The sequence below is a fragment of the Pseudomonas sp. MYb2 genome, from assembly GCF_002979955.1.
Taxonomy (GTDB): Bacteria; Pseudomonadota; Gammaproteobacteria; order Pseudomonadales; family Pseudomonadaceae; genus Aquipseudomonas.
Map to the genome: position 1 here is coordinate 194,399 of NZ_PCQC01000004.1, position 17,205 is coordinate 211,603.

The 17,205-nt window shown below is 60.1% G+C and carries 14 protein-coding genes and 1 pseudogene; 9 read left to right on the plus strand and 6 right to left on the minus strand.

The features are described 5' to 3' along the window. Positions 1-107 precede the first annotated feature (107 nt). Positions 108-2,657, plus strand: a complete 2,550-nt coding sequence (locus CQ009_RS08290) for a LuxR C-terminal-related transcriptional regulator (protein WP_105705522.1) — start codon at positions 108-110, stop codon at positions 2,655-2,657. Between the two features lie 21 nt (positions 2,658-2,678). Here CQ009_RS08290 and CQ009_RS08295 read toward each other — a convergent pair whose 3' ends face one another. Beyond that, positions 2,679-3,461: an IclR family transcriptional regulator gene (locus CQ009_RS08295; RefSeq protein WP_105705524.1), complete on the minus strand. Its 783-nt coding sequence runs from the start codon at positions 3,459-3,461 to the stop codon at positions 2,679-2,681. Positions 3,462-3,625: 164 nt separating this feature from the next. On the opposite strand from CQ009_RS08295, the gene hmgA reads away from it, so the two are divergent. The 4 genes from hmgA (at position 3,626) to CQ009_RS08315 (ending at position 8,384) form a co-directional block, all read left to right on the plus strand. Next, positions 3,626-4,930 (plus strand): homogentisate 1,2-dioxygenase, encoded by a 1,305-nt coding sequence (hmgA, locus tag CQ009_RS08300; RefSeq protein ID WP_105705526.1) that lies wholly within the window; start codon positions 3,626-3,628, stop codon positions 4,928-4,930. A gap of 3 nt (positions 4,931-4,933) precedes the next feature. After that, positions 4,934-6,238 carry a fumarylacetoacetase gene (gene fahA, locus CQ009_RS08305; RefSeq protein ID WP_105705528.1) on the plus strand — a complete coding sequence of 435 codons (1,305 nt, stop codon included), beginning with the start codon at positions 4,934-4,936 and terminating at the stop codon, positions 6,236-6,238. A 12-nt stretch (positions 6,239-6,250) separates the two neighbouring features. Next, positions 6,251-6,886, plus strand: coding sequence for a maleylacetoacetate isomerase (maiA, locus tag CQ009_RS08310; RefSeq protein ID WP_064387962.1), 636 nt, complete (start codon positions 6,251-6,253; stop codon positions 6,884-6,886). A gap of 142 nt (positions 6,887-7,028) precedes the next feature. After that, the gene (locus CQ009_RS08315) at positions 7,029-8,384 is read left to right on the plus strand and encodes an aromatic acid/H+ symport family MFS transporter (protein WP_105705530.1); all 1,356 of its coding nucleotides are present in this window, start codon (positions 7,029-7,031) and stop codon (positions 8,382-8,384) included. A 79-nt stretch (positions 8,385-8,463) separates the two neighbouring features. Here CQ009_RS08315 and CQ009_RS08320 read toward each other — a convergent pair whose 3' ends face one another. Continuing rightward, on the minus strand, positions 8,464-9,267 hold the full coding sequence (locus CQ009_RS08320) for a SirB1 family protein (protein ID WP_105705532.1): 804 nt from the start codon (positions 9,265-9,267) through the stop codon (positions 8,464-8,466). A 185-nt stretch (positions 9,268-9,452) separates the two neighbouring features. Between CQ009_RS08320 and CQ009_RS08325 the strand changes: the two genes are divergently transcribed. Then, positions 9,453-10,472: a Glu/Leu/Phe/Val dehydrogenase dimerization domain-containing protein gene (locus CQ009_RS08325; protein WP_105705534.1), complete on the plus strand. Its 1,020-nt coding sequence runs from the start codon at positions 9,453-9,455 to the stop codon at positions 10,470-10,472. 176 nt (positions 10,473-10,648) lie between these two features. Here the strand turns inward: CQ009_RS08325 and CQ009_RS08330 are convergent. Next, positions 10,649-10,903 (minus strand): annotated as a pseudogene (locus tag CQ009_RS08330) (YebG family protein); the annotation flags it as partial. A gap of 326 nt (positions 10,904-11,229) precedes the next feature. Between CQ009_RS08330 and CQ009_RS08335 the strand changes: the two are divergent. After that, on the plus strand, positions 11,230-11,730 hold the full coding sequence (locus CQ009_RS08335) for a phosphate-starvation-inducible protein PsiE (protein WP_105705536.1): 501 nt from the start codon (positions 11,230-11,232) through the stop codon (positions 11,728-11,730). Here CQ009_RS08335 and CQ009_RS08340 read toward each other — a convergent pair. The 3 genes from CQ009_RS08340 to CQ009_RS08350 form a co-directional block, all read right to left on the minus strand. Further along, the gene (locus CQ009_RS08340; RefSeq protein ID WP_064387956.1) at positions 11,727-12,044 is read right to left on the minus strand and encodes a DUF3509 domain-containing protein; all 318 of its coding nucleotides are present in this window, start codon (positions 12,042-12,044) and stop codon (positions 11,727-11,729) included. The genes CQ009_RS08335 and CQ009_RS08340 overlap by 4 nt on opposite strands. Positions 12,045-12,349: 305 nt before the next feature. Beyond that, entirely contained in the window at positions 12,350-13,651 is a 1,302-nt protein-coding gene (locus tag CQ009_RS08345; protein ID WP_064387955.1) for a serine/threonine transporter, read from the minus strand. Positions 13,652-13,737: 86 nt separating this feature from the next. Beyond that, positions 13,738-15,114: an L-serine ammonia-lyase gene (locus CQ009_RS08350; RefSeq protein WP_105705538.1), complete on the minus strand. Its 1,377-nt coding sequence runs from the start codon at positions 15,112-15,114 to the stop codon at positions 13,738-13,740. A gap of 135 nt (positions 15,115-15,249) precedes the next feature. Between CQ009_RS08350 and CQ009_RS08355 the strand changes: the two genes are divergently transcribed. Continuing rightward, entirely contained in the window at positions 15,250-16,197 is a 948-nt protein-coding gene (locus tag CQ009_RS08355) for a LysR substrate-binding domain-containing protein (RefSeq protein ID WP_007914183.1), read from the plus strand. A 200-nt stretch (positions 16,198-16,397) separates the two neighbouring features. Further along, the gene (locus CQ009_RS08360; RefSeq protein WP_064119419.1) at positions 16,398-16,805 is read left to right on the plus strand and encodes an HPF/RaiA family ribosome-associated protein; all 408 of its coding nucleotides are present in this window, start codon (positions 16,398-16,400) and stop codon (positions 16,803-16,805) included. The last annotated feature ends 400 nt before the right edge of the window (positions 16,806-17,205 follow it).

A 17,205-nucleotide genomic window follows, 5' to 3' on the forward strand; every position in this document is an offset into this window, starting at 1 on the left:
CCGCACGGTCGCCTTTTTTATGGCTGGCAATCAGCGCGCTGAATACTCGTCAACAAGCTCACTGGAGAGGGCTAGGGTGACCGTACAACGATAAAAAGGCTCACCCGATGACCGCCATGACACCGTGCCTGGATCGCCCCGGATTTCTTCCCCGACTGTCCTCTCACCACCAGACGCGCGCACGCTTGTGCGAACCATTGCTGGCGTCAGAGGCACGGGTGAGGCTGATCTGCGCGCCGGCCGGCAGCGGCAAGAGTGCACTGCTCACCGAATGTCTGTTGCAGGCGCCGGCACAGTGTTCGGTGCACTGGATAGCGCTGGCGGGCGGCGCGCTCAGTAAGGGTGAATTCTGTCGGCGGTTGACGCAAGCGCTGGGCTTGATCGACACGGATGAAGCCGGCCTGGTTGCTGCCCTGGCTCGCTGGTCGGTATCGACGTGGCTGTTTATCGACGATTATTGCCGTCAGCCGGATCCGGTGCTGGATGCTTTGCTCGATCGATTGTTGGCAGTCAGCAGTCCGGCCTTGATCTGGTGGATCGGCACGCGCCGGCGCCCGCAGTGCAACTGGCCGCGCCTGTTGCTCGACGATGAGCTGTATGAGTGTGAACCCGTGACGCTGGCCTTGAGCCAAAGTGAAATCGCTCAGGTGCTGCACCATTTGCCTGCCGAGCAAGCGCTGAGTGTTGCCGGGCGCATTGTGCAACGTACCGGTGGCTGGTGCGCCGGCGTGCGCATGGCGTTGCTGCAAAAGTGCGATTGGGCGCAGAGCAATCAGCCGCAGCAACGGGTGGACACCTTGCTCGATTACCTGCAACACGAACTGTTCAACAGCCTGTCGCCGGAGCTGGCGGAGGCCTGGCGTGTATTGGCGCATTTACCGCGCTTCAATAATGAACTGTGTGAGCATCTGTTCGGAGCCGGCGAAGGCGCTGATCTCTTGCGCACGTTGCACAGCCTCGGTTGTTTTATCGAACCGTGGCAGGATTCGGCGCAATGGCTGCAGATTTTTCCGCCGCTGACCCGTGTGATTCAGCAGTCACGCTGGCCACAGGGGCGCTCTTGGCATCGGCGCGCGTGCCAGTGGTTTACCGCGCGGGAGGACTGGCGCTCGGCGTTCGAGCAAGCTCTTTTGGCCGAAGAGTTCGAGGTGGCGGTGAGCTTGTTGCAGCACTTCACTTTCGAGCATCTGTTTGACGATCAAACGGTAGTGCTGCTGTTGCGCCTGCACGAGCAGCAAGGCGAAGAATTGACGTTGGGCTCGCCGCAATTGGTCGGATTGATGACGGCGGCGCTGCTGTTCGCCGGCCGTTTTGATCAGGCCGCTGCCAGCATCGAACATATGTCGAGATTCGTTCCGCAACCTTCGGCGCAAAAGCAGCGGCAATGGGTGGCGCGATGGCAGGCGCTGCAAGGTTGGTTGCTACATTTGCAGGGGCGAATGGCGCCTGCGCGTGAGCATTTCCGTCAAGCGCTGGCCGAGTTGGCAAGCGATGCCTGGCCTGCGCGGCTGTTGTGCCTGTCGGGGCAAACCCAGCAAGCCTTGCTCTGTGGCGAACTGGAACTGGCCCAGGGCATAAACCGCGAGGCGTTGTGTCTGGCGCGTGCTCAAGGGTCATTGCTGTTCGAGGGGTTGCTGGAACTCGACCACGCACAACTGCTGGAGCAGCGCGGTGCGCCGGCCCGCGCCGACAGTTTGTTGGCCGGCATGCAGCAATTGCTTTGTCAGCGTGAACATCGCCCCGTGCCGTTGCTTGGTCGCATCGCGTTGCGGCGTGGCAGGCTGGCACTGTGCATGGGGGAGGAAACACGCGCCGCCGAGCTATTCCAGAGGGGGCTGGAGGACTGCCTGCGCAGTCATGACAAGCGCGTGCTGTATGGTTTTCTGGGGCTGGCCCAACTGGCGGCCAATCAGCAGGATTACGCGCGAGCATTTGTGTACCTGCGCGATGCTGAGCGGTTGATGCAGCAGCGGCAGATTCCGGACACGGTGTATCGCGGCGTCTTGTTGCAGGTCAGCAGCCAATTCTGGTTGCAGCAGGGCAGGGCGGAGCTGGCGCATGAAGCGCTGAGCAGGGTATTGCGCCACTTTCAAGGGGCGCAGGCACGGCAAGCGCCACCGGCGACTCTGGAGCTGATTCCGCGTCTCGAATATCTGTTGCTCACCGCCAGGGCGCAGATGCAGCCTGAGCTGATCGATCTGATTGAGATCCAGCACGCGTTGATCGGCGCGCAGCAAAAAGGCATGTTGAACCTCGAAGCCGAGTTGCACCTGGTGCTGGCGCAACTCGCCTGGCACAAAGGTGAAGTGTCATTGGCTCAACGAGCGCTGCATCAGGGGCAAGCGTTGGTAGCGCGGTGTCAGTTGCAGCAATCGCTGCTCGAGTGGCGCTTGCGTCATCCTGAAACAACGCTGATCCGCGCAGCCGCCGAGGCCATCGCTGCAACCCCTGCGGTCGGCGCCGAGGCGCTGTTGAGCCGGCGTGAAGTTGAAGTGCTGAAGCTGATTGCCCAAGGCGAGTCCAATCAGAAGATCGCCGAGCAACTGTACATTTCGCTGCATACCGTCAAGACCCATGCGCGCAGGATAAACGCCAAGTTAAGCGTGGAGCGCAGAACGCAAGCGGTGGCAAAGGCTAAAGTGCTCGGGCTGTGTTGATGTGAACAGGGTCGAAGTCAATTAGCCCGCGTCATAGCCCATGCGCCAGCTCACCGCGCGCGTTGCCGCGAGTAAGCGCCGGGCGGCAGGGCCATTTTCGTCAGCGTGAAACAACGAGGTCGGGCCGACAATCGTCAGTACCGCCGCGATCTGGCCGACGGCATTGAACACCGGCGCCGACAACGCATCGACACCGGGCATCAGCAGGCCGTGGACATGATGCAAGCCGCGCGCGCGGATCTGTTCGCACTGCGTCGCGTAGGCTTTGTCATCCTTCAACGGATGATCGGCTACGGCGATCTCCTTTTCGCGCAGTTCATCGGTTTCCCGATGCGGCAGATATGCGCTGAACACCAATCCCGTCGATGAACTGAGTAGCGGCAGCACCGAGCCCAATTGCGTTACAACGGTCACCGCGCGCACCGCCGGTTCGATGTGCACCACGGTTGCGCCCTGATTGCCCCAGACCGCGAGGAAGCAGGTTTCGTTGAGCTCATCGCGCAATTCGGCCAGTGGCAGGGCGGCGACTTTCAGCACGTCCATACTGTTGAGTGCGGCGAGGCCGACGCGCAGCGCTTCACGGCCAAGACCGTAATGGTTGGTAGCGGCGTTCTGCTCGGCAAATCCGGAGGCGATCAAGGCCTGCAGATAGCGATGCACCTTGCTCGCCGGCATCTGCACGTGTTCGGCCAGGCGCGACAACGAAGTCGATGGCGACAACTCGGCCAGGGCCTTGAGGATGTCGGTGCCGACCTCGGCGGAGCGGACTTTCTGTTTGCCATTGCTGTCGCTGGTTTTTTCCATGGTGCGGCCGGGTTCCGATACGAATGGGCGTCTTTATAGCTTGACGCTGGATAGCGAGCAAATTACGTTATGCGTAATCGAATTACGATAATAACAACCCCGGCGTGCCGAAACCTCTGAGCCAGAGCGATGGGCCACTGCCGACTCCCTGTTCAGGAGGCTCCATGAACCTCGATTCAACCGCGCAGGCGCTGGCGTACCAGTCCGGTTTCGGCAACGAATTCAGCTCTGAGGCGTTGCCCGGCGCGCTACCCGTCGGCCAGAACTCCCCGCAAAAAGCCCCGTACGGTCTCTACACCGAATTGTTCTCCGGCACCGCGTTCACCATGACCCGCAGTGAAGCGCGGCGCACCTGGATGTACCGCATTCAGCCGTCGGCCAATCACCCGGCGTTCGTCAAACTGGAACGGCAACTGGCTGGTGGGCCGCTGGGAGAAGTGACGCCCAATCGCCTGCGCTGGAATCCTTTGGAGATCCCGGCCGAGCCGACCGATTTCATTGACGGTCTGGTGAGCATGGCGGCGAACACCGGTGCGGAGAAACCGGCCGGGATCAGCATCTACAACTACGTTGCCAACCGTTCGATGGAGCGCGTGTTCTTCAACGCTGACGGCGAATTGCTGTTGGTGCCGCAACTCGGCCGTCTGCGCATCGCCACTGAATTGGGCGTGCTGGACGTCGCACCGCTGGAAATCGTCGTGCTGCCACGCGGCCTGAAGTTCCGCGTTGAATTGCTCGACCCGCAAGCACGCGGTTACGTCGCCGAAAACCATGGCGCGCCACTGCGCCTGCCGGATCTGGGACCGATCGGCAGCAACGGTCTGGCCAATCCGCGCGACTTCCTGACGCCGGTCGCGGCCTACGAAAACCTCCAGCAACCGACCACGCTGGTGCAGAAATTCCTCGGTCAGTTGTGGGCCACCGAACTCAATCATTCGCCGTTGAACGTGGTCGCCTGGCACGGCAATAACGTGCCGTACAAATACGATCTGCGCCGTTTCAATACGATCGGTACGGTGAGTTTCGATCACCCGGATCCGTCGATCTTCACCGTGCTGACCTCGCCGACCAGCGTGCACGGCCTGGCCAACCTCGACTTCGTGATCTTCCCGCCGCGCTGGATGGTCGCCGAAAACACCTTCCGTCCACCCTGGTTCCACCGCAACCTGATGAACGAATTCATGGGGCTGATCCAGGGTGAATACGATGCCAAGGCCGAAGGCTTCGTGCCCGGTGGCGCCTCGCTGCACAGTTGCATGAGCGCGCACGGCCCGGATGGCGAGACCTGCACCAAAGCAATCAACGCCGAACTCAAACCGGCAAAGATCGACAACACCATGGCCTTCATGTTCGAGACCAGCCAGGTGCTGCGCCCAAGCCGCTTCGCCCTCGACTGCCCACAACTGCAATCCACTTACGACGCTTGCTGGGCCACGCTGCCCGCTACGTTCGACCCTACCCGGAGATAACCCATGACGCAGAATTCCATCACCCGCAGTTGGGTCGCCTCGGCCAACGGCCACGCCGATTTCCCGCTGCAGAATCTGCCGCTGGGTGTGTTCAGCAGCGATGGTTCGGCACCGCGCGCTGGGGTGGCGATTGGCGAGCACATCTTCGATCTGCAAGTGGCGCTGGAAGCCGGGCTGTTCGACGGTGCTGCGCGCAGTGCAGTGGAAGCCATGCAGGGCGGACAGCTGAACGCGTTTTTCAATCTCGGTCGCGAGGCGCGTGTTGCCCTGCGTACGCGCCTGCTGGAACTGTTCAGCGAAGGCAGCACGCACCGAGGCAGCATCGAAGCCCAAGGCGCAACACTGCTGCCATTGGCTGCCGATTGCCAACTGCATCTGCCGGCCCGCATCAGCGATTACACCGACTTCTACGTCGGTATCGAGCACGCGCAAAATGTGGGCAAACTGTTCCGCCCGGACAACCCGCTGCTGCCGAACTACAAGCACGTGCCGATCGGCTATCACGGCCGCGCCTCTACAGTGCGTGCTTCTGGCACCGATGTACGCCGCCCTAAAGGTCAGACCTTGCCGGCGGGAGCGAGCGAGCCGACCTTCGGCCCATGCGCACGCCTGGACTATGAACTGGAACTGGGCATCTGGATCGGTCAGGGCAACGAGATGGGCGACTCGATAGCCATCGGTGATGCCGCTGATCACATCGCCGGTTTCTGCCTGCTCAACGACTGGTCGGCGCGTGATATCCAGGCCTGGGAATACCAGCCGCTGGGGCCGTTCCTGTCGAAGAGTTTCATCACCAGCGTTTCGCCGTGGGTCGTCACTGCCGAAGCGCTGGAACCCTTCCGTACCGCGCAGCCGAAGCGTCCTGAAGGTGATCCGCAACCGTTGCCGTATCTGTTCGACAAGCGTGATCAGGACGGCGGCGCCTTCGACATCGAACTGGAAGTGCTGCTGCTCACCGAAGCCATGCGCGAGCAGAACCTGCCGGCCCATCGCCTGACCCTGAGCAACACCCGTTACATGTACTGGACCGTGGCGCAGATGGTTGCGCATCACAGCGTCAACGGTTGCCAGTTGCAGGCCGGTGACCTGTTCGGCTCGGGCACATTGTCCGGTCCTGAAAACGGTCAGTTCGGCAGCCTGCTGGAAATCACCGAGGGCGGTAAAAAACCGATCGAGCTGGCGTCTGGCGAAGTGCGTAAATTCCTCGAGGACGGTGACGAAATCATCCTTCGCGCACGTTGTGCCCGTGACGGTTTCGCGTCGATCGGCTTCGGTGAGTGCCGCGGCAAAGTGCTCGCGGCGCGCTGACAGGAGCGGCTCATGGATCTCTATACCTACTACCGCTCGACATCGTCTTACCGGGTGCGCATCGCGCTGGCGTTGAAGGGGCTCGACTATCAGGCATTGCCGGTCAACCTGATTGCGCCGGCCGGCGGCGAGCATCGGCAAGCGGCGTATCTGGCGATCAACCCACAGGGCCGCGTGCCGGCCCTGCGTACCGATAGTGGTGAGTTGCTGATTCAATCGCCGGCGATCATCGAGTATCTGGAGGAGCGTTATCCACAGGTGCCGCTATTGCCGGAAGATCTGGTTGCCCGTGCCCAAGTGCGCGGTGTGGCGGCGGTGATCGGTTGCGATGTGCATCCGTTGCACAACGTCAGCGTACTCAATCGCTTGCGCCAGTCGGGGCAGGACGAGCCGCAGGTGGTCGAGTGGATCAGCCACTGGATCGGTCAAGGGTTGGCGACGGTGGAGGAGTTGATTGGCGACGAGGGTTTCTGTTTTGGCGAGTGGCCGTGCGTGGCCGATGTGTACCTGATCCCGCAGTTGTATGCGGCGCAGCGGTTCAATGTTTCGCTGGAGGCTTACCCGAAAATCCGCCGGGTCGCCGCACTTGCGGCTGAACATCCAGCGTTCATCAAGGCCCATCCCGCCAACCAACCAGACACCCCATAACCCTGTAGGAGTGAGCCTGCTCGCGATGAGGGAGTGTCAGTCACTCATGTTCTGACTGAACCACCGCTATCGCGAGCAGGCTCACTCCTACAAGGGAATATCGCTATTCGCATAATCATAAAAACAAAACAGGTACCTTGCGATGCACAACCAGATTGCCAGCTTCCGGACGGCACTCGACGCCCGTCCTGTGTCCCGCTATCAGTGGTTACTGTTGATCCTGCTCGCGCTGTTGCTGGTCACCGACGGCTACGACGCCCAGGTTCTCGGTTACGTGGTACCTGCTTTGGCGCAGGATTGGGGCCTGGAAAAATCGGCGTTCGGCCCGGTATTCAGTGCCAACCTGCTTGGCCTCACCCTTGGTTCACTGGCGGTTACGCCGCTGGCCGATCGCTTTGGCGTGCGACGGATTCTGCTCGCTTGCGTACTGATCTACGCCACGTTGACCGTGCTGATGGTCTTCGCTGATTCGCTCAATACGCTGATGATCGCGCGCTTTATCTGCGGCATCGGCATGGGCGGGGCGATGCCCAGTGCCATGGCGTTGATGTCGGAATACTCGCCACCGCGTTTGCGCACCTTGATGGTGACGCTGGCGGCCTGTGGCTTTTCATTCGGTGGGGCAGCCGGTGGTTTCGTCGCCGCAGGCTTCATCGACCAATTCGGTTGGCAAGCGGTGTTCCTCGCCGGTGGCGTCACGCCGTTGCTGCTGTTTCCGTTTCTGTGGTGGATGCTGCCGGAGTCGCTGCCACGTCTGCTGCGTGATGCGCCGCCGTATGCGCGACTGCGCAAAGTCACCGCGCGGATGTTGCCGGACTGGCAGCCACCCGTTGCCAGCCTCGAGCAGAACGAACGCGAGCAGGGCAGCAAGCTGACGGTGGTCGAGTTGTTTCGCAACGGCTACGCGCGACCGACCTTGCTGATCTGGGCGACGTTTTTTGTCAGCCTGATCCTGCTGTATTTCATGATCAGCTGGCTGCCGACGCTGCTGCTGGAAAGTGGCCTGAAACTCAACGAAGCCAATCTGGTGACGTCGATGTTCCTGTTCGCCGGGACCTTGGGCGCGATTTGCATGGCCTGGTTCGCTGACCGCTTGCAGCGCAAGGTGCGTTTGCTGTCGGCGGTGTTGGCAGGTGCAGCGCTGTGCACGATTCTGCTCGGACTCAATCATGACAATCCGCGTTATCTGGTGGCCTGCGTTTTCGCCGCTGGCTTCTGCATCATTGGCGGGCAACTGACGTTGAATGCCTTTGCCAGCAATTTCTATCCGGCGCATGTGCGCGCGACCGGTACCGGTTGGGCGTTGGGCGTGGGGCGTTTTGGTTCAATCCTCGGGCCGCTGTTCGGCAGCCTGCTGCTGGCGATGCACATTCCGGTGGAGCAGATTTTCTTTTTCTGCGCGATTCCGGCGGTGATTGCTGCGCTGCTGATCATTCAAGTGCGCTCGCCCTCCGAAAATGGTTCGGCGGTGGGTGTCGGGACGCCGGTCAAATCCTGAAGATCAAAAGATCGCAGCCTGCGGCAGCTCCTACATGAGATCACCTGTAGGAGCTGCCGCAGGCTGCGATCTTTTGCATTTAATGGACGACGGAGTTGGGCGGCAGGTGGCCGAGGCGTTCGGTCAGGCGCAGTCGTTGAATCGGGTCGTCGCTCAGCAGCAGGGCATGCTCAAGGTCGAAGCGTTCGGCATTCGGGCAATCAAGCCGCTGATACAGACTGGCCCGCGCCAGGTAATCGGCGGCAGCGCCATCGCCCAACTCGAGTACGCGCTCGGCGTCGATCAATGCGGCAATAAAGTCATCATGCGTCAGGTGCAACTGGCGCAAGTTGCGCGACAGGCGCTGGAGCATCTGCACCGGCGTGGCGGTCAACAGGTGCTCGGCGTTGATTTTCATGTTCGGCCCGTATTGGCGCTGCAACAGTTCGCGACAATCATTCGGATACAGGCGTCGACCGCCGCAAGGATCTAGCAAATGATCCGCGCCGGGTACGCGTAATAAAAAATGCCCGGGGAAATTGACGCCGACCAGTGGAATCTCCAGGCCGCGTGCCAGCTCGAGGGCAATCAACGCCAGCGCCAGGGGCTGACCGCGCCGCGTCTGCAAGACTTTATGCAGCAACGCCGCCTGCGGGCGCAGCGGCAAGAAGTCGTCCTGGGCGAATCCCAGTTCAATCATGCGCCGCAGCAGCGGCTGCGCCAGTTCACTGACCGGCAGCATCGGCAAACCGTAGCTGACCTTTTGTTGCAGCTCTTTGAAGTCGAGCAAGAGTACCGCGGGATCGACGGCTTTATCGTGCTCGGCCGCGATCCACAGCGCGGCTTCGAACAGCGCAGGTGGTGAGCGGTGCAGACAGTCGAAAAAACGTTGGCGCGGACTCATTGAAATCTCCGGGGAATGCCTCGTTTTAGCCCCGTCCGTGTCATTCGTCCAGTGCCTGGGTTCGCCGCGCAACGGTTATGCCGCAAAGCGCTTGTCGCTACGGGCGCTTATTCCGGTGCGCTCCAGCAATTTTCAGGCGCAGGCCTATACTGGCGTTCTACAAGAAGTGATTCGGGAGCCCAACGATGTTTGCGCTCATGCAAAGCACTCGCCTGGAATCGCTGCACCTTAGCGTTGACCCGGTGTCCGGGTTGAAGGCGGTCATTGCCATTCATAACAGTCGCCTCGGGCCAGCCTTGGGCGGATGTCGTTATCTTGCCTATCCCAATGACGAATCTGCCGTTGAGGATGCCATTCGCCTCGCTCAGGGCATGAGCTATAAAGCCGCGCTGGCGGGTCTGCAGCAGGGCGGCGGGGTTGCGGTGATCGTGCGTCCGGTGCATGTGGAAAACCGCGGCGCACTGTTTGAAGCGTTTGGCCGCTGCATCAATCAGCTCGACGGCCGCTACATCACCGCGATCGACAGCGGTACGTCGGTGGCGGACATGGATTGCATCGCTCAACAGACCCAGCATGTCACTAGCACCACCTCGGCCGGCGACCCGGCGCCACACGCAGCGATGGGTGTGTTCACCGGCATTCGCGCAACGGCGATGGCCCGGCTGGGCAGCGATAATCTCGAAGGCTTGCGCATTGCGATTCAGGGCCTGGGCAATGTCGGTTTTGCCTTGGCCGAGCAACTGCACGCCGCCGGGGCTGAGTTGCTGGTCAGCGATATCGACCACGGCAAGGTGCAACTGGCGATGGAGCAACTCAACGCCCATCCGATCGCCAACGATGCATTGCTCAGCACGCCGTGCGACATCCTCGCGCCGTGCGGTCTGGGTGGTGTGCTGAACAGCCACACGGTCACCCAACTGCGGTGTTCGGCCGTGGCCGGTTCGGCAAACAATCAACTGACGCATCTGGATGTCGCCGATCAACTGGAGCGACGCGGAATTCTGTATGCGCCGGATTATGTGATCAATGCGGGTGGGCTGATTTACGTCTCGCTGAAACATCGTGGCGAGGAATTGCCGACGATTACTGCGCATCTGTCGAAAATCAGTTCTCGGCTGACCGAGGTGTTCGCCCATGCACAGGCGGAGAAGCGTTCGCCGGCGCGGGTGGCGGATGAGTTGGCGGAAAAGGTTTTGTATCGCTGAAACGCAAAAGATCGCAGCCTTCGGCAGCTCCTACATTTGGAATATTTATCCCTGTAGGAGCTGCCGAAGGCTGCGATCTTTTGATGTGGCGCTGATTACTTCGGCGCTTTTGCCGCTTTAGCAGGCTTGGCCAGCGCTTCAGCTGCTTCCACCACCTCAGCTTGTTCAGCAGCCTCGGCCGGGGCGTTGAGCAGCTCGGACAATGCGTCAGGCTGGCTCTTGAATGCCCGGGCGAACACATCGCGGTTCTTCGCCATGTAGATCCCGGCTTCTTCCACTTGCTGCTCCGTCAGGGACGGAACGGCTTTTTGCAGCACATCGGCCAGATATTCGGCCAGTTCGAGCATTTTGTCATGACGGTCAGCTTCGGCTTTATCCATGAACAAGCGCTCCAGATCTCGGCTGCTGCGGTATACCACTTCGACGGCCATTCACCACCTCACATGCCTTCACATTAAGTTGTCTTGACGACTACTGTATCCATATACAGCGAAAAGGATAAGCGAATCCCTGCGCCATGGGTAGTGGCTTTTTAATGTAGACCGGATTTCGGGTTTGTCAGGGAGACCGTGTCGCTGCATTCGCGAGCAGGCTCGCTCCCACAAAAGCACAGCGGTGCGACCAAACGCCACGGCGCGGGTTTCGCGGCGGCTCGCCATGATGGCGTGGCCTCTTTTCTGCATGAAAACCGTTACGTGCAGAAAACCGTCACGTCCAACACGCATCATCCGCTCGAATCGGGCTAAGGAACCTCATCGTGAAAAACAACTGGGCCGAGAAACTGCGGCAAAACGTGCATCAACTGGCCGAGTCCCTGGGCAACCTGTTCGTCGAGACCTTCCACTACCTGGCGCTGTTTGCCATCGGTGCGGTGACGGCATACGCGGCGGTGATGGAGTTTCTCGGCATGCTCGAGGAAGGCCACATCAAGATCGATGACATTCTGTTGCTGTTCATCTATCTCGAACTGGGGGCGATGGTCGGGATTTATTTCAAGACCAACCACATGCCGGTGCGCTTCCTGATCTACGTGGCGATCACCGCGCTGACCCGTTTGCTGATCTCCAACGTCTCGCACCACAACCCGCCGGACATGGGCATCATCTACCTGTGCGGCGGGATTCTGCTGCTGGCGCTGGCGATTCTGGTGGTGCGTTACGCTTCGTCGCAGTTTCCTTCGGTGAAGATCGAGAAACCGCAGCGCACACTGGGTAGCGGTTCCAGCGAGCATCCTGAAGTCGAAAAGGGCGAGCTTTAAAGCCCGGCCGTCGGTCGGGGCTGGCCGATGACGCGTGGCGGTGGCGGGGTCAGCCCGGTGCCGCTGGTCATCGCTTCGAGGATTGCCATGGCGCTGTGACCCTGTTCGATGGCGATGCCGAATTGAATGCTCTGCACCAGGCGCTTGAGGCGCGCAGGATCGTTGCGCTGCTCGGCACTGATCATGCGTTTGGCCACGATGTGACCGCTGTTGGACAGGGTCAGCATGATGCTGCCGTCCAGGCCCTGAATGCTCAGATTGATCTGATAGTCCGGCGCGAAGGCATCGGTAATGATCTGAAAAGGGTTGTCCATGATGCGTCACCGCCTGATTGAACGTGCAGTTGTTGACCGGCCGTGATCGGGTTGGTTCGCCAAACCGGATCATCGGCCATTCCGTGTCCTGTCTCTGTTGCTCATGTAGGAGCTGCCGAAGGCTGCGATCTTTTGATCTTCAATGTTTTGATTTCGGTCATGAAGGTCAAAAGATCGCAGCCTCGTTTCACTCGACAGCTCCTACAGGGGGAGTTTGCAAGGGCTGTGCCGGGAAAATTGTCGAACAATGAACACGGGCATAAAAAAGGCGAGCCGCTTGGCTCGCCTTTTTTTATGGCGCGTTTTCAGGGCAGAAACGAGTAGATGATCGCTGACAGTGCAATCAGGCCGATCAGAACCACAAACACGTTGGAAGCCTGGCCTGAATACTGGCGCAAGGCCGGCACGCGGCGGATGGCGTACATCGGCATCAGGAACAACAGGCAGGCAATCACCGGCCCGCCGAGGGTTTCGATCATGCCGAGAATGCTTGGGTTGAACGTTGCCACCGCCCAGCAGCTGAGGATCATGAACAGCGCGGTCGCTCGGTTCAGCCAGCTCGCCGACATCACCCGGCCACGGCTGCGCAGGCTTTTCACGATCATGCCCTGAAAGCCTTCGCTGGCGCCGATGTAGTGACCGAGGAAGGATTTGGTGATCGCCACCAGTGCAATCAGCGGCGCGGCGTAAGCGATGACCGGAGTCTGGAAGTGGTTGGCCAGGTACGACAGGATCGAAATATTCTGCGCCTTCGCCGCTGCCAGATCTGCCGGCGACAACGCCAGCACACAGCTGAAGCAGAAGAACATCACCGTGATGACCATCATGCCGTGAGCCATGGCAAGGATGCCGCTGCTCTTGCGTTCGGCCTGATCGCCGTAACGTTGCTTCTGATCAACGGCGAAGGCGGAAATGATCGGCGAATGGTTGAACGAGAACACCATTACCGGGATCGCCAGCCACATTGTCTTGAGGAACACCGACATCGGCATCGCCTCTTGGGCGCTGGCGAAAAACGCGCCATTCCAGTTCGGGACCAGGCTGACCGCGAGCAGCAGCAAGGCGGCGACGAACGGGTAAACCAGCACGCTCATGGCTTTGACGATGACGCTCTGGCCACAGCGGACAATGGCCATCAGACCCAGAATCAACGCCAGCGAGAGGATCGCCCGAGGCGGCGGGGCGATGTGCAGTTGGTGTTCGAGGAAGCTGCTCAAGGTGTTGGTCAGCGCCACGCTGTACACCAGCAGGATCGGGAAGATCGCGAAGAAATACAGCAACGTGATCAACTTGCCGGCGCCGATGCCGAAGTGTTCTTCGACCACCTCGGTGATGTCCCCGGAGCGCCCGGACAGCACGAAGCGAGTCAGGCCCCTGTGGGCAAAAAACGTCATCGGGAAGGCCAGCACGGCGAGAATCAGCAACGGCCAGAAACCGCCGACACCGGCGTTGATCGGCAGGAACAAGGTGCCAGCACCGATCGCCGTGCCGTACAGGCCAAGCATCCAGGTGGTGTCGAATTTGCTCCAGCCCTTGTGGGTGGTTTCTGTATTGCGTGTGCGGTCTACAGCGGGTTTTTCGGCAGCAGGTGTACGTACATCGGTCATCGGTATCGCCTCGTTATTATTCTTGCTCGGGCTCACGGTTGGCAGACCGTCGAATGCGGTCTGCCGGGGCAGTCAGGGAATGCGCCTCAGCACTCCACCCAGTTCACAGCCAGGCCGCCCCGTGAAGTCTCTTTGTATTTGTCATGCATGTCGGCACCGGTGTCGCGCATGGTGCGGATCACCCGGTCGAGGGAAATGAAGTGGTTGCCGTCGCCGCGCAGGGCCATTTGCGTGGCGTTGATCGCTTTTACGGCGGCGATGGCGTTGCGCTCGATGCAAGGCACTTGCACCAGGCCGCCGACCGGGTCGCAGGTCAGGCCAAGGTTGTGCTCAAGGCCGATTTCGGCGGCGTTTTCCAGTTGCTCCGGGGTGGCGCCGAGCACGTCCGCGAGGCCGGCAGCGGCCATCGCACAGGCCGAACCGACTTCGCCCTGGCAGCCGACTTCAGCGCCGGAAATCGAGGCATTTTTCTTACAGAGAATGCCGACGGCGGCCGCGCCCAAGAAGAAAGCGACGACGTCATCGTCAGACGCATCCGGATTGAATTTCATGTAGTAGTGCAGAACCGCCGGGATGATCCCCGCTGCACCGTTGGTCGGTGCGGTGACCATGCGCCCGCCCGCGGCGTTTTCTTCGTTGACGGCGAGGGCGAACAGGTTGACCCATTCCATCGCCGACAGCGTCGAACTGATCACGTTCGGCTTGCCGATTTCCAACAGGCTGCGATGCAATTTCGCGGCGCGGCGCGGCACATTCAGCCCGCCGGGCAGGATGCCTTCGTGTCGCAAACCCTGTTCGACGCACTCGCGCATCACCGACCAGATGTGCAGCAGGCCCTGACGGATTTCCGCGTCAGTGCGCCACGCACGCTCGTTGGCCATCATCAGTTCGGAGACGCGCAGGTTGTGCTGTTTGCACAGTGCAAGCAGTTCAGCGGCGCTGGAGAAGTCGTACGGCAACGCCACATCACCGGCCGGCGCTACGCCGGACTCCGCTTCGGCCGCTTCGATAATGAAACCGCCGCCGACCGAGTAGTACGTTTGCTCGAACAGCTCGGCCGTTTCGCCAAAGGCTGTCAGCGACATGGCGTTGGGGTGGTAGGGCAGGCTCTCGTCCAGCAGCAGGAGATCGCGCTGCCAGTCGAAGGCAATTTCTCTTTGCCCGGCGAGGGACAGTTGGCCTGTCTCGCGCAGTTGCTGGATGCGTGGATCGATGGTCGACGGATCGATGCTGTCCGGCCACTCACCCATCAGGCCCATGACCGTGGCGCGGTCAGTGGCATGACCGACGCCAGTAGCCGACAGCGAGCCGTATAAGCGGATTTCCACACGACGCACATCGTTCAACAAATGCTGATCAATCAGCGCCTGAGCGAAGGTCGCGGCAGCACGCATCGGACCGACGGTGTGGGAACTGGACGGGCCGATGCCGACTTTGAATAGATCGAAAACACTGATAGCCATGCTAAACCCTTACAAGCAATGGAGTAGGAATCGCTGCCATTTTTTGTAGGACAAGCGCAATGTCGGCGATACTGCCTACCTCGGTCCTACGTGACTAACGAAACTTCCTAAGTAAGCCTTTAGCGGGACTAAACGATGAGTCGTCAATTGCATGCCCAGACATACGTCTGGCTGCAGGTGTTTTCCTGTGCCGCGCGGCACCTGTCGTTCACCCGCTGTGCGGAAGAGCTGCACATCACGCCGGGAGCGGTCAGCCAGCAGATTCGCCAACTGGAGGAGCGCCTCGGTTTTCGCCTGTTTCACCGGCGTGCGCGCGGCGTGGAATTGAGTGCAGAAGGGCAGCGGTTGGCCATTACCGTCAACGAGGCGTACGGCAGCATTGATGCGGAATTGCGTCGACTGGATGCCGGGATGATCAGCGGAATCTTGCGGGTGCGTTCGATTCCCTCGTTCTTGAGCAAGTGGCTGACGCCGCGTTTGCCACGTCTGCAGCAGCGCTATCCGGACATTCAGCTACGGCTGGTGGCCGAGGACAGCAGCGTGCCGTTGCACGAGGGTGACTTTGATCTGGCTATCGACTTGAACGACGGCAGTTACCCGGGTTTGTTATCCACAGCGTTGCTCGATGAGCAGATTTTCCCGGTGTGCGCGCCGAGCCTGTTGCGTGGACGACCGCCACTGCATGGGCCGGCGGATCTGGTGCATTTTCCGCTGCTGCACGACATCACTGCCTGGCGTGGCAGTTATGAATACGCGGAATGGGAATTTTATTTGAACGCGATCGGCTTCGAGGGCGCCGACGTACGGCGCGGGCACACTTTCAATCGCAATCACCTGACCATCGAAGCGGCGATTGCCGGTATGGGCGTGGCGATTGCCCGGCGCACGTTGCTCAACGATGAGCTGGAACGGGGGACGTTGATTGTGCCGTTCGGCCTGTCGGTACCCAATCACAAACGCTACGTGTTGCTCTATGCGCCGGGGGCCTTGAGCCATCCGGGCGTGCGTGCGGTGCATGATTGGCTGGTGGAAGAGGCAGGGATTTTTCGCAGCTTGCACCCGTTGAACGACGGGCAATTGTGAGCAAATTTTGCCGGATTGCAAAGCGACCCAACTCCCGACCTTAACAGTGCTTTGCTCGGTTGTCCGGCTTTTTTTGCGAATGAATATTTATCTTTTTCCAGGGGTTGAAATGTTCGCCGGTCGGGCCGATTGTTGTAACCAGGAGGTCAGGAAATTCAACTCAAGGCCTCTCACGAGCTAGCTGAAATAAGGGATGAACTATGCAAATCCAAGTCAACAGCGATAACCATGTTCAAGGCAGTAAACGACTGGAGGAGTGGGTACGTACAACCATTGAGAGCACGCTCGACCGTTATGAAGAAGACCTGACCCGTGTCGAAGTCCACCTGAGCGACGAGAACGGTGACAAACCAGGTCCCCATGACTTGCGCTGCCAACTGGAAGCGCGGCCAAAAGGCCATCAACCGATTTCCGTGACCCATAAAGCCGATTCGCTGGAACAGGCAATCGACGGCGCTGCCGAAAAACTCGAGCACGCACTGGAGCACCTGTTCGGCAAACTGCGAGGTAAACCACGCGCCGCTGTAGTGCCATTCACCGGCAAGGCCAATGACAAGCTCTTGGCGGAAGAATTTGATGAGAATGAGCAGGCAGCGATCAACAGTTGATGCGCTGATTTTGTAAGCCACCCAATGAGAACGGGCCTGCGGAAGCAGGCCCGTTTTTGTTTGTGGCGGTTTTTGCGCAGGGCATAAGAGAGCGGCCCCTCACCCCAGCCCTCTCCCTCCGGGAGAGGGGGCCGACCGAGGTGTCTGAAGAGGTACGTTGACCTGAAAGACGGAGTCGATTATGGATTCGGCTGATGTACTTTCAGGTTTATGAATTTCTGAAGCATCCCGCATTCAGTGCCCCCTCTCTCCGGGAGAGGGCCGACCGAGGTGTCTGAAGAGGTACGTCGACCTGAGAGACCGAGTCGATTATGGATTCGGGTGATGTACTTTCAGGTTTATGAATTTCTGAAGCATCCCGCCATCAGTACCCCCTCTCTCCGGGAGAGGGCCGACCGAG